This window comes from Nocardiopsis alkaliphila YIM 80379 (assembly GCF_000341005.1).
Lineage (GTDB): Bacteria > Actinomycetota > Actinomycetes > Streptosporangiales > Streptosporangiaceae > Nocardiopsis > Nocardiopsis alkaliphila.
The window spans coordinates 19,337-32,458 of sequence record NZ_ANBD01000092.1 but is presented as its reverse complement, the minus strand read 5'-3'; the positions used below and the strand labels follow the sequence as shown (position 1 = coordinate 32,458).

The 13,122-nt window shown below is 67.5% G+C and carries 12 protein-coding genes; 5 read left to right on the top strand and 7 right to left on the bottom strand.

Annotated elements, in window-relative coordinates; genetic code table 11:
- Window positions 1–48: 48 nt before the first annotated feature.
- Complete coding sequence (locus D472_RS28435; protein WP_161625108.1) at window positions 49–198, bottom strand: hypothetical protein; 150 nt, start codon at window positions 196–198, stop codon at window positions 49–51.
- Between the two features lie 46 nt (window positions 199–244).
- On the opposite strand from D472_RS28435, the gene D472_RS0113755 reads away from it, so the two are divergent.
- The 5 genes from D472_RS0113755 (at window position 245) to D472_RS0113735 (ending at window position 5,796) form a co-directional block, all read left to right on the top strand.
- A complete protein-coding gene (locus D472_RS0113755; RefSeq protein ID WP_017605067.1) occupies window positions 245–1,531 on the top strand; it encodes an extracellular solute-binding protein in 1,287 nt (428 codons plus the stop codon).
- Window positions 1,532–1,615: 84 nt separating this feature from the next.
- On the top strand, window positions 1,616–2,596 hold the full coding sequence (locus D472_RS0113750; protein ID WP_017605066.1) for a carbohydrate ABC transporter permease: 981 nt from the start codon (window positions 1,616–1,618) through the stop codon (window positions 2,594–2,596).
- A complete protein-coding gene (locus D472_RS0113745; protein ID WP_017605065.1) occupies window positions 2,593–3,474 on the top strand; it encodes a carbohydrate ABC transporter permease in 882 nt (293 codons plus the stop codon). The genes D472_RS0113750 and D472_RS0113745 overlap by 4 nt, the downstream gene beginning before the upstream one ends.
- A 125-nt stretch (window positions 3,475–3,599) precedes the next feature.
- A complete protein-coding gene (locus tag D472_RS0113740; RefSeq protein WP_017605064.1) occupies window positions 3,600–5,066 on the top strand; it encodes a glycoside hydrolase family 3 protein in 1,467 nt (488 codons plus the stop codon).
- 265 nt (window positions 5,067–5,331) lie between these two features.
- Window positions 5,332–5,796 (top strand): RrF2 family transcriptional regulator, encoded by a 465-nt coding sequence (locus tag D472_RS0113735; protein WP_017605063.1) that lies wholly within the window; start codon window positions 5,332–5,334, stop codon window positions 5,794–5,796.
- Between the two features lie 209 nt (window positions 5,797–6,005).
- Here the strand turns inward: D472_RS0113735 and D472_RS0113730 are convergent, their stop codons facing one another.
- From D472_RS0113730 to D472_RS0113705, 6 genes are all read right to left on the bottom strand, one after another.
- Window positions 6,006–6,362: a helix-turn-helix domain-containing protein gene (locus D472_RS0113730; RefSeq protein ID WP_017605062.1), complete on the bottom strand. Its 357-nt coding sequence runs from the start codon at window positions 6,360–6,362 to the stop codon at window positions 6,006–6,008.
- 165 nt (window positions 6,363–6,527) lie between these two features.
- Window positions 6,528–7,070, bottom strand: coding sequence for a CinA family protein (locus tag D472_RS0113725; protein WP_017605061.1), 543 nt, complete (start codon window positions 7,068–7,070; stop codon window positions 6,528–6,530).
- The gene (gene pgsA, locus D472_RS0113720; protein WP_017605060.1) at window positions 7,067–7,693 is read right to left on the bottom strand and encodes a CDP-diacylglycerol--glycerol-3-phosphate 3-phosphatidyltransferase; all 627 of its coding nucleotides are present in this window, start codon (window positions 7,691–7,693) and stop codon (window positions 7,067–7,069) included. Before pgsA ends, D472_RS0113725 begins: the two co-directional genes overlap by 4 nt.
- A complete protein-coding gene (rimO, locus tag D472_RS0113715) occupies window positions 7,690–9,123 on the bottom strand; it encodes a 30S ribosomal protein S12 methylthiotransferase RimO (RefSeq protein ID WP_017605059.1) in 1,434 nt (477 codons plus the stop codon). Before rimO ends, pgsA begins: the two co-directional genes overlap by 4 nt.
- A gap of 194 nt (window positions 9,124–9,317) precedes the next feature.
- On the bottom strand, window positions 9,318–10,490 hold the full coding sequence (locus tag D472_RS0113710) for a helix-turn-helix domain-containing protein (RefSeq protein ID WP_017605058.1): 1,173 nt from the start codon (window positions 10,488–10,490) through the stop codon (window positions 9,318–9,320).
- A gap of 138 nt (window positions 10,491–10,628) precedes the next feature.
- A complete protein-coding gene (locus D472_RS0113705) occupies window positions 10,629–13,121 on the bottom strand; it encodes a DNA translocase FtsK (RefSeq protein ID WP_017605057.1) in 2,493 nt (830 codons plus the stop codon).
- Window position 13,122: the final 1 nt, after the last annotated feature.

Genomic DNA, 13,122 nt, shown 5'->3' with positions numbered 1-13,122 from the left:
TCACCCTGTTTTTATTAGGAAAGTTTCCTGTTAATTTAGCTCACAACCTCACAGGAGGTCACGTCCCGGCAGGTCCGTAGTGGTTTCGGACCTCGGTACCCGCGCCGGCGGGGCGGCCAAGACCGTGCTGTCCCAGCACACCCCCAACCGAACGTCGAAGCACTGGATCCGTCCATGATCCCAGGTCGCTTCGAGCACGGGCACCACACCCCCGGTGCCATGGTGCGAAGGGAGATGAATTCACATGAGGTTCCCCAAGATCGCTCTGGCATCGGCCGTGGTGATGCTGGCGACCGCCTGCGGCGGTGGCTCCGATGACGGCGGCGGTGGCTCCGGTGACGCGCCCGAGACTTTGACCGTCTGGCGCATGGGCGACGCCAGTGAGGACCAGAACGCCTTCATGGAGACGGTCACCGAGCAGTACCAGGAGCTTTACCCGGACACCGACGTAGACGTTCAGTGGGTTCCCTGGGGCGAGTTCAGTCAGCGCTTCCAGACCGCCATGGTCTCCGGAGGTCCCGACGTCGTCGAGATCGGCAACGACCAGGTCGCCACCTGGGCCGAAGCCGAGGCCCTCTACGACGTCTCCGGGTTCGTCGAGGACTGGGACGACAGCGACGATCTCCTCGAAGGAGCCTACGCCAACGGTACCTTCGGTGACGCACAGTACAGCGTTCCCTGGTACAGCGGAGTGCGCGCCCTTTGGTACAACACCGACTGGTTGGCCGAGCTCGGTCACCAGCCGCCCGCGACCTGGGACGAGCTCGTCGAGGTCGCTGAGGACATCGAGGACGAATACGACGTTCCCGGCTTCGCCGCCCCCACCGACTTCCTCAACGGTGTCGCCAGTTTCGTGTGGGCCAACGACGGTGACTTCGCCGTCGAGGAAGGTGGCGAGTGGGTCGGACGGCTCGACTCCCCCGAGACCGCCGAGGCCCTGGAGTTCTACGCGGGTCTGACCACCGACGGCATCTCCCCGAACGCCTGCATCGGTCTCAACGAGGTCGACTGCGCCCACGCCGACTTCGTCAACCGTGAGATCGGCATGTTCATCGACGGCCCCTGGGCCCAGACCCAGCTCGAGGACCTCAACGACGAGCACGCCGGCCACTGGGCCACCGCGCCCATCCCCGGTGTGGACGGCATGGCGCCCGCCTTCGGCGGCGGCTCCGACCTCGCCGTGTGGGGCACCAGCGAGCACCCCGAGGCCGCGTTCGACTACATCACCACGTTGAACAGCAAGGACAACGCGATGCCCTACACCGAGGTGTCGTCGATGTTCCCGACCTACGCCGACGTCCTGGAGAGCGACACCTTCCAGGAGGACCCGATCCTGTCCGGTGCCGCCACCCAGGCCACCGGTGACCTGCGCCTGTTCCCGGACACCCCGAACTGGGGCCATGTCCAGTGGGAGCTGGCCACCATCCAGAACGCCGTCCAGCGCCTGGCCGAGGGCGAGTCCGCCGACGAGGTCCTGCCCGAACTGAACGAGGAGCTCACCGAGGCCCTCAACCGCGAGGTCTCCGAGTAATCCCGTCCGCGTGTCCGCTACGCACGCACCAGGGGCGGTCGCCCGACCGGTGACCGCCCCCGTTCGATCCGCCAGGAACGGCTCATGACACAAACGCTGGAACGCCCCACCAAGCCCGAGGTCGAGCGGCCCGAGGCCCGGGTGACCCTGTCGCGCCGCACACGCCTCAGGTTCATTCCCTACTTCCTGATCCTGCCCGCTCTGATCGTGCTCGGCGTGGTCCTGCTCTGGCCCATCGGTCAGATGCTATGGATCTCGCTGCACGACTACGGCCTGCACCAACTGCGGGGCCAGGACGCGCAGTGGAACGACTTCGGCCACTACGCCTACGTGCTCACCGACGACCGTTTCTGGTCGGTCTTTCGCAACACGATCATCGTCTGCCTGAGCATGGTGGTCCTGACGATGATCCTCGGAACACTCGTCGGCATCCTGATGCACAAGCTGCCCAGATGGGCCTCCACCGCTCTGGGGCTCGGCCTGATGCTGGCCTGGGCCACCCCGGTCATCAGCGCCGCCATCGTCTACCGCTGGTTGTTCGACACCAGATACGGACTGGTCAACACCCTCTTGAACTCCCTGCCGAACTGGCTGGTGGGTTCGGGCTGGAACGAGTTCAACTGGTTCAACTCACCGAGCACGCTGTTCCCGATCCTCATCATCACCGTGGTGTGGCAATCGTTCCCGTTCGTGGCGATCAGTGTCCTGGCCGGGCTCAAGAGCATCCCGCACGAACTCTACGAGGCCGCGCGCATCGACGGCGCCGGTGGCTGGCGAAGCTTTTGGAGCCTCACGTTCCCGATGCTGCGTCCGCTCTTCGCCCTGTTGTTGATCCTCCAGGTGATCTGGGACTTCCGGATCTTCACCCAGCTGTTCATCCTCGGAGGCGGTGTCAGCAACCGTGAGATCTCCCTGATCCCGACCTACATCTTCCAACTGGGCTTCGCCTCGACCCCACCCGACTACGGCATGGGTTCGGCCATCGCCGTGATCATGACCGTCCTGGTGCTCGTGATCAGCGCTTACTACCTGCGCACCATGATCCGCCAGGAGGAGGCCCGATGAACAACGTCCACCGACTGCGCAGGTCCCTCGGGAAGGCGGGGCTGTTCGCCGCCGCCACCGCGGTCTTCCTCTTCGCGGTCTTCCCCGTCTACTGGGTCCTGGCCACCGCGCTGCGGCCCACCGGTGAGATCTTCACCCGTGAACCCACGGTGTTCCCCCGAGAGATCACCTTCGAGCACTTCGAACGGGTCCTGTCGGGCGTCCTCATCCCCGGCACCTCCTTCTGGTCCTTCCTCACCAACAGCCTGATCGTCACCGTCGGCTCGGTGGCCTTCACCGCCCTGTTGGCACTGCTCGCCGCGATCGCGGTCGCCCGGTTCCGGTTCCGCCTGCGCTCGGCGTTCATCATCATGCTGTTGGTGATCCAGATGGTGCCGATCGAAGCGCTGATCATCTCCCTGTTCATCAACTTCTTCCACCTGGGCAACACCTTGGACGTCGAACTCGTCGGCAACCTGAGCGGTGTGTTCGTGATCTACGTGGCGGTCGCCCTGCCGATCACCATCCTGATGATCCGCAACTTCGTGTCCGCGGTACCAAGGCAACTGGAGGAGGCCGCCGCCATCGACGGTGCCGGTGGCTGGACGATCTTCTGGCGGATCATGATGCCGCTGGTCGCACCCGGCCTGGCCGCGGCGAGCATCTTCGCCTTCATCACCGCGTGGAACGAGTTCCTCGTCGCCTTCACGTTCTTGCAGAACAACACGGGCGCCTACACCCTGCCGATCTCACTGCAGTACTACTTCGGCGCGGTGTCCATCGAATGGGGATCGATCATGGCCGCTTCGACCCTGTTGACCGTCCCCGTCATGGTCTTCTTCCTCTTCGTCCAGCGCCGCATGGTCTCCGGCCTGACCATGGGGGCGGTCAAAGGCTGAGCGTGAGCCCGGGGGCACGCCACCGTTGCGCCCCGGGCCCGCAGTCACCCCCATGGCCCCACCACTTCCTTCCCCGCCGCGCGTCTGCCCCGATGGGGCACCCATGTTCATGAACGGAGTTCGTCATGCCGCACGACCCGACCCTGGAGCGATTGGCCAACGCCACGCTGCTGGTGCCCTTCGAGTCCTACCAGGCTCCTCGGTGGATCCTCGACGGACTGGCGAACGGGTTCTCCGGAGTCTGTCTGTTCCACAACAACCTCCAGAGCGCCGAGCAGGTCACCGCGCTCAACGCGAGCCTGCGCGAGGCCACCGACCACCCGCTGATCTCCCTCGACGAGGAGGGGGGTGACGTCACACGGATCGGTCAGGCCCGAGGCAGCGACTACCCCGGCAACGCGGCTCTGGGCGCGGTGGACGATCCCGACCTGACCCGGGAGACCTTCCGAGCCCTGGGCCTGGAGCTGGCCGACCTGGGGTTCAATTTGGACCTCGCACCGTCGGTGGACGTCAACGTCGCCGACGACAACCCCGTGATCGGCACCCGCTCCTTCGGTTCCGACGCCGAACTCGTGGCCCGGCACGCCGCCGCCTCGGTCCAAGGCCTACAGTCCTGCGGGGTCGCGGCCTGCGCCAAGCACTTCCCCGGCCACGGTGCCACCTCCCAGGACTCCCACCACACGCTGCCCCGGGTGGAGGCCGACGCCGACCTGTTGCGCCGACGTGAGCTGGTGCCCTTCCAGGCCGCCATCGACGCCGGGGTCCGGTCGATCCTGACCGCCCACATCGAACTTCCAGGGCTGGGCGTCGAGGGACCCGCCACCCTCGACCGTGCCCTGCTCAACGATCTGCTGCGCGACGAGCTGGGTTTCACCGGGGTCGTGGTGAGCGACGCCATGGACATGCGCGGGGTCAGTGAGCACATCGGTATCCCCGAAGCGAGTGTGTTGGCCATCGCGGCCGGCTGTGACCTGTTGTGCCTGGGCCGTTTCGTGTACGCCGACCAGGTCGCCGCGGTCCGCGCCGCCCTGGTGGACGCCGTGCGCGAGGGCCGGCTGAGCGGTGAGCGCCTGGAGGAGGCCGCCGAACGCAACGCGCGGCTGCGCGCCTGGGTGGGTGAGTCCGTCGTCGAGCGTGACCGCGCCACCGCCTCCGAGAGGATCGGGCTGACCGGTGCCCGTAGGGCGGTGCGGGTGGACGGTGACCTGCCGCCGTTGGAGAACCCGTTCGTGGTCGAGGTGGACGCACCGGCGGGCGTGGCGGTGGGCGAGGTCCCCTGGGGCTTGGGCCCCTGGTTCCGGGACACCGTGCGGGTCGATCCCGAGGCCGACGACCCCTCGGCGGTGTCGACCTCGGTGGGCGACCGCGACCTGGTCGTGGTGGTGCGGGACGCGCACCGCTACCGGAGCGCCCAGGCGTTCGTCGGCGCCCTGCTCGCGACCCATCCCAAGGCCGTGGTGGTGGAGATGGGCCTGCCCATCTGGCGGCCGGACCGCGGCGCCTACGTGAGCACGTACGGGGCCGCACACGTCAACGGGTTGAGCGCCGCCGAACTCCTTGGTTTTGCCGGCGCCCTGAAGGTGGGCGGCTGAAGCTCGGCCACGCCCTTCTCCAACCCGTCGCCCGCTCCGGTCAGGGGCGGGCGACGGCTCTTCTCCAGGGCCCTGGGCTCGAACCTACCCATACCGGCCATACGGGAGAGATCGAACACACTGGCCCAGGGTGAGCGGGAAGCCTCACCTATGTCCCCGAAACCCGGTAGGAGAAGTACTCTTGGCGTGTAGCATCCCGGCCGCCGACGACACCCGTTGGTGCCCGGTGCCCCATTCGCCCTTCTAACCACGGCATAATCACAGCATGCGCCTTTCAGCCCGGGTCGACTACGCGCTTCGCGCGGCCGCAGAGCTCGCTGTCGCCGGCGACGGTCCGGTGACGGCCGAGCAGCTCGCACGCGCGCAGGCCATCCCCGGAAAATTCCTAGAGAACATCCTCACCCAGCTACGCCGAGCAGGCCTGGTGCGCAGCCAACGGGGGCCCGTTGGCGGCTACTGGCTCGCCCGGCCCTCGGAGGAGATCTCCCTGGCCGACATCATCCGCGCGGTCGACGGACCGCTCGCCAACGTGCGCGGAGAACGCCCTGAACACGTCGACTACGACGGGGCGGCCCGCAGCCTGCAACAGGTGTGGATCGCTCTGCGCGCCAGTGAGCGCGCCATCTTGGAGGGGGTCAACCTCCGGCACCTGGTCACCAACGAACTTCCCGAACAGGTGCGTGCCCTGGCCGAGGACCCCGAGTCCTGGACCAACCACACCCACCGCTGAGCCCTCGGCACCCGGACCCTCACCCGCGGGCATCGAGGAACCCTCGATGTGCTGACCCTCACCCGCGGGCATCGAGGAACCCTCGATGTGCTGAGACTCTCTTCACCCGAACCCGCCCCGCACACGAAGGAACCGGCCCCTCTTCGGAGAAGGGCCGGTTCCTTTGGCTTTTCGAGTGGTCGTGCGCCGACCTCGGGTGGGGCCGGGTGTCACACACCCGCCATGTCGGCGACCTGGGGAACGCGATCGGGTACGGGTTCGATGCCGAGGTCCTGCGCGGGGACGGGTTCCGTCGTGACGGTGTCTCCCAACAGGGCGGCCTCTTGGAGTTCGGCCAGAGCCAGCTGGTCGGAGACCTCTCGGAGTACTTGTGAGAGCGGGACCCCAAGGGCCCCGCAAATGGAGGAGAGCAGCTCTGAGGAAGCTTCCTTCTGTCCGCGCTCGACCTCCGACAGGTAACCGAGGGAAACCCGCGCGTCGGCCGACACTTCGCGGAGGGTGCGGCCCTGGCGCTGCCGCAGCCGCCTGAGCACGTCACCAAGTAGGTGACGAAGCAGGACCATCATTCGCGCTCCCTCCCACCGGTAGCGACCTTCATATACAACACCGTACCTGCCCCACGCCCGATTCGGGCACCTCTTGTCGTCCTGTTCGCTGGAGGGGGAACGGCCTCCGGGGGTGGTTTTGTTCCCGTGCCACAGGAGAGGGGGGGCCGACCGAAAGGGTCGGTCTCAAGCGCTGCCCGCCTCGTTCCCACGAACGGCGATCATCAGGAGCCTCAACGCACCCTCGACCGTGTGGTAGCGGATACCCGCACGATCCCCGGTGAAACGGAACGAGTGGACCTGTGTATGTGCGTCCGGTCCCGCGAGCGCGACGAAGACGGTGCCCACCTCATGCCCATCCTGGGGTTCGGGACCCGCGACCCCGGTGACGGCCACCGCGTGGTCGGCGTCGGTCAGCCGGCGGGCTCCTCGGGCCATGTGGGCGGCGACGTCGGGGTGAACGGCACCGTACTCCGCGAGCAGGTCCTCGGGCACCCCCAAGAGGGTGCCCTTGGTCTCGGTCGCGTAGGTGACGAACCCACCCCGGTAGGTGGCCGAAGCGCCGGGGACGGAGGTCAGGTGGGCTCCGATGAGCCCCCCGGTGAGGGATTCGGCGGTGGCGCAGGTGGCCCCGGACTCCAGCAGGGCCGCGTGGGCGGCCTCCGCCGCCTCGGCGGCCACCTTCTCGAGTTCGACGTCTTTGGGCCGGGGCCCCCTCGCCCCGATCACTTGTGGTCGCCGTCCTGGCCGTTCGCCCCGTCCTTGGCGCGAACCAGACGGACCGCGTCGAGGACGTAGGTCAGACCGGTCCACAGGGTCAGGGCCAAGGCCGCCGCCATGACTCCGTGGGCGATCCAGGTGAGGAATCCGGTGAACGGCAACAGCTGTAGCGGGAACAGGTAGATACTGATCGCGACGATCTGCAGGACGGTCTTGAGCTTGCCACCACTACCGGCGGGCATCACGCCGTAGCGCAGGACGGCGACCCGCAGCACCGTGATGCCCCACTCACGGACCAGGATGGCGATGGTCACCCACCACCACAGGTCACCCTGGATGGAGAGAACGATGAGGGCCGCTCCGGTGAGGGCCTTGTCCGCGATCGGGTCGACGATCTTACCGAAGTCGGTGACGAGGTTGTGGCGACGGGCCAGCTCACCATCGATCCGGTCGGTGATCGCGGCGACGACGAAGACGCCGAAGGCCGCCAGACGCCACCACGTTCCGTCCAAGAACATGAACCACACGAAGAGCGGCACCATGGCCAAGCGGCTCATCGTGAGAATGTTCGCGACGTTCCACAGGGGGGCCTGGGGCGAGGGCGACGACGCCGCGGGGTCGTGGGTGCTCATCTGTCTCCGGCTTCCCCGTCCTGTTCGGCGACGAGGTCGGCCCCGGACGCCTGGAGAACGGTGGCGCGCACCAGATCACCGACGGCCAGGTCCTCGCCGTACAGGATGGTACTGCCGTCCACCTCGGGCGCCTGGTGGTCGGCTCGACCCTCATAGACGCCGTCCTCCAAGACGGCCTCCACCAGAACGGTCACCTCGGTGCCGATACGCTCCTCGGCTCGTTGGGCCATGAGTTCCTCGGCCAGCCGGTTGAGCCGGTCCACCCGTTCGGCGATGACCTCCTCGGGCACCTTGTTCGGGTGGTTCAGGGCCTCGGTGCCGTCCTCGTCGGAGTACCCGAAGACACCGATGGCGTCCAGACGGGCCTCTTCGAGGAAGGCCACCAGTTCCTCGAACTCCTCCTCCGTCTCACCGGGGAAACCGACGATGAAATTGGAGCGCGCCCCGGCCTCCGGAGCCCCCTTGCGGGCGGTGGCGAGCAGTTCCAGGAAGCGCTCGCGGTCGCCGAAGCGGCGCATGCGGCGCAGCAGTGGTCCACTGGCGTGCTGGAAGGACAGGTCGAAGTAGGGGACGACACCGGGGGTGCCGGTGAGGACCTCCACCAGACCGGGGCGGACCTCGGCGGGCTGTAGGTAGCTGACCCGCACCCGCTCCAGGCCTTCGACGGCGGCCAGACGCGGCAACAGCTTCTCCAGGGCGCGTACGTCACCCAGGTCCTTGCCATAGGAGGTGGAGTTCTCGCTGACCAGGAAGACCTCACGAACTCCCTCGCTCGCCAACCACTCGGCCTCGCGAACGATCTCGTCGGCGTGCCGGGAGATGTAGGCGCCACGGAAGGCCGGGATCGCGCAGAAGGTGCACCGTCTGTCGCACCCCGAGGCGATCTTGAGGTTGGCCACGGGGCCACCGGTCAGACGACGGCGCGGCACCGAGGTCCGGTAGGGCAACTCGGTCCCCTCGGCGCCTTCGGCGTCAGCGAAGGAGGCGTGACCGGGCACGTGGACCTGGGAAGCGTCACGATCGGCCGGGCTGATCGGCAGTAGTGTACGGCGGTCACGCGGGTCGTGCGGGACCAGCGAACGTCCCTCGACGACGTCGTCGAGGCGGTCGGTGATGGTCGCGTAGTCGTCGAACCCGATCACTGCGGCCTCGGGAAGGGCCTCGGCCAGCTCCGAGCCATAGCGCTCGGCCATGCATCCGGCGGCCACGACCTTGCCACCGTTCTCGGCGGCCTCCAGCAGGGTCTCGATGGAGTCCTGCTTGGCCGCATCGATGAACCCGCAGGTGTTGACGACGGTCACGTCGGCCTCGGTGTCGTCGTCGACGAGGTCCCAGCCGCCGGCGGCCAGGCGTCCGGCGAGTTCTTCGGAGTCGACCTCGTTACGCGCACACCCCAAGGTGACGAGTGAGACAGTACGGCGCGATGACATGGCTTCCAAGCGTGTGGGAGAGCTGTGAGTGGTGCGGGACGCGGCGCGGCGAAGGCCGGGATACGGTCGGTCATCGCGCGCGGCACGGCTTCGATCAGCGTCGCCCGCAGCCTCCCACACTACCGTGGTCGGCTCCCCTTCCCGTACCCCGGCCTCGGCACATCCCCACTCGAGCCCGGTGTGAGCCCACCGCCTCAGTCCTCAAGGCCCTCGGAACCGATGGTGACCTCCTTGACCTCTCCGAAGTCTCCGCCGGGTCCGAGATCCTCACCGTCGACGGCGATCTCGACCACCCCGGCGTTGCCGAACCGCATGGTCAGGGGTCGCTCACCGACGTAGTCCAGGGTCTGGCCCTCGACGAGGAAGCCGGTGAACAGGTCCCCCTCCGCGGGATCGGTGACCTTGACCCAACTACGGCCCGAGCCGGTGAGTTCGACGGTGAACTCTTCGGCTCCGCCGCTTTCCTGGACCATTCGGGCCCGATCACCGACCACCTCCCCGGAAAGCATCGCCGCGCCGAGGGTCTCCTCCCCGCCGGAGCCTTGACCTCGAACGACCTCGAAGGCGCCCTGGGTGGGATCGGTTCCCTCCCAACTCTGCCAACTACGGACACCGACGAAGACCGCGGCGACCAGGATGATCCCGACCACCGCCCAGGGCCAGTGCCGACGCACCACGCTTTCGTCGCGCATTCCGACCGGGGCGGTGCGCGTCATCGCGCCCCTGAAGGCACCGCCCTCAGCGACCACGGCACTGCGTTCGGGTCGGGGCTCGGGCCGGTACGGACGTCGTTCTCCCTGTTCCTCCGGGTGTGGATCCCTGCTGGATCCGTCACGGCCTTCGTCGGTTCCGCGTGGTCCAGGCACCGCGTCGAACTCGGGTCGGCGCCCTTCCGGTTCAGGGGTCGGCCAGGCCTGTCGGAGTAGTTCCTTGACGATCGCGAACCCGCCCTGGAGCCCGGCCCCCCGCTCTGGCTCCCGGTCCTGGCCCCCGGACCGCCCCGGGGCGTGCCCGGCCCTGTCGGGATCTGCCGCCTCGGCGGGGCCCTCTTCCCTCTGTGCCGCCGCGATACGTGCGGCCTTGGAGGTGTTGACCGGTCGTCTCGGCAGGGGGACCGAGGCGGGGTCGTTCTTCAGGGCGTGTTCGCGTTCGTATTCCTCCAGCAAGGGACCCGGATCGACCCCGAAGCACCTACTGAGCCTGCGGATGTGACCGCGTGCGTAGAAGTCCCCTCCACAGGGGACGAAGTCATCGTTCTCGATGGCCCTGAGGACCCGCATCCGGATGCGCGTACGTTTGCTCAGCTGTTCCAAGGAGCAACCCGCCGCGATCCGTGCGGTGGACAGGGTCTGACCGATCGTCGCCATGCGAACTTCCCCCGCTACCGTCCGTGCCTACGGTGCACCACTCTGCTATTCGAGGTGCTTTCACGCAGGTCACCACGCCCTGCGACCGGTCCAAGATCACACCAAATCGGATGCCCGGGTCGCGGGGAGAAGCCGGGATCAGCCTCCGCGGATGTCCGCCAGGACACTGGGCAGGTCATCGGCCTGGACGAGGACGTCTCGGGCCTTGGAACCTTCGCTGGGGCCGACGACGTCGCGGCTCTCCATGAGGTCCATGAGCCGTCCCGCCTTGGCGAAACCGACACGGAGTTTGCGCTGAAGCATCGATGTGGAGCCGAATTGGGTCGTGACGACCAGTTCGACCGCCTGCAACAGCAGGTCCATGTCGTCGCCGATGTCCTCGTCGATCTCCTTCTTCTTGGTGCCCTCTACGGCGACGTCCTCGCGGTACCTGGGTTCGGCCTGCTTCTTACAGTGGTCGACGATCGAGCGGATCTCCTTCTCGCTCACCCACGCGTTCTGCAGACGGATGGGCTTGCCCGCGCCCATCGGGAGGAAGAGCGAGTCACCCTTGCCCACGAGTTTCTCCGCGCCGGGTTGGTCGAGGATGACCCGGCTGTCGGAGAGGCTGGAGGTGGCGAAGGCCAGTCGCGAGGGGACGTTGGCCTTGATCAGACCGGTGACGACGTCGACGCTGGGCCGTTGGGTGGCCAGGACCAGGTGGATGCCGGCGGCGCGGGCCAACTGGGTGATGCGTACGACCGCGTCCTCGACGTCACGGGGGGCGACCATCATCAGGTCGGCGAGCTCGTCGACGATGACCAGCAGGTACGGATAGGGCTCGTACTCGCGTTCGCTGCCGAGCGGGGCCTTGAGCTCGCCCGCGCGTACGGCGGCGTTGAAGTCGTCCACGTGCCGGTAACCGGAGGCGGCGAGGTCGTCGTAGCGACGGTCCATCTCCCCCACCACCCATTGGAGGGCCTCGGCGGCCTTCTTGGGGTTGGTGATGATGGGGGTGATCAGGTGTGGAATGCCCTCGTACATAGTGAGCTCGACCCGTTTGGGGTCGACCAGGATCATGCGCACCTCATCGGGCGTGGCGCGCATCATCAACGAGGTGATGAGTCCGTTGATGCAGGTGGACTTACCGGCACCGGTGGCACCGGCGACCAACACGTGCGGCATCTTGGCCAAGTTGGCCACGACGTTGCTGCCTTCCACGTCCTTGCCGAGCCCGACCAGCATCGGGTGGTCGTCGGAGGTGGCCACCGGGGAGCGGAGCACGTCACCCAGACTCACTATGTCCTTGTCGGTGTTGGGGATCTCCACACCGATCGCGGATTTGCCGGGGATGGGCGACTGGATACGCACCTCGGCGCTCTTGACGGCGAGGGAGATGTTCTTGGTCAGCGCGGTGACCTTCTCGACCTTCACCGCCGGTCCGAGTTCGATCTCGTAGCGGGTGACCGTCGGTCCGCGAGTGAACCCGGTGACCTCGGCGTCGATCTTGAACTGTTCCATCACCCCGGACAGGGCGTCGACCACGTCGTCGTTGGCCCTCGTACGCTGTTTGGGCGGTGACCCGGGCTTGAGCATGGTGGTGATCGGCAACTCGTAGTCGCCCTCCACCACGCGGGAGGGGATCGACAGCTGTTCGGTGGTGGCCGGGGCCGGGGTGGGGTCGGGCACCGGGGTCTTGGCCTTGGCGCGTGCCCGCTTCTTCTCGCTCTGGGCCGCCTCCTCCGCGTCGGTGAGCTCGGGGGCGATCGCCCCGGCCTCGGCCTCCGCGGCGACCACGGAGGTGTCATAGGGGCGCTCGTTGGCACCGGCGACCGTCTCGCTCTGCTGTGCCTTGGGCTTGCGCTTGCGCGGCTTGGCGGGCTTCTTCTCCTTGCCCACTTCGGCTCCAAGGAGCCCGATACCCGCGTCCGGCCCCGGGTCCCGCTCCATCAGTGCGCTGAACAGGATCTGGAGACGGTCCGGGATACGCCGGATGGGGGTGGCGGTCACGACCAGGATGCCGAAGACCAGGACCAATGCCAGCAGCAGGCCGGTGAGCCAGGGGGTGACCACGGCGCTGAGCGGGCCGGAGGCGATGAACCCGATGAGCCCACCGGCGTCGTGGAGGCCCTCCATGCCGTCCGCGGGTTGGGGAATGCCGTGGAAGATGTGGATGAGCCCGAGCAGACCGAGCATGATGGCGGTGACGCCGATGAAGAGTCGTCCACCGTCCCCCTCCTTGGCCGTGCCGGGGGTGCGCATCAGTTTGACGGCGATCGGTAGGAACAGCAGCGGCAGGATCGGGGAGAAGGTTCCGAATCCACCGGCGACCACCATGCGGGTGGCCTCCAGTAGAGGACCGTCGCTCTGCCACCACACGGCCGCGGCCACGAGGATGCCCAGGGCCAACAGGATCAGCCCCATACCGTCACGACGAAGATCGGGGTCCAAGTCACGGGCGCTGCGTCCCACCGCCCGGGCCGTCCCGCCCACGGTGTGCGCGATGAGCTTCCAGAGCACCAGCAGGAACTGGCCGAAGAGGGTGACGACGTAGGCGATGGGCCCGTCCGGCATGTGCTTCTTCTTGGCCGCGGACCTACGCGTGGCGGGCTTCTTGCGTCCGGAACCGCCTGAGGAGGCGCGCGTGGCCATC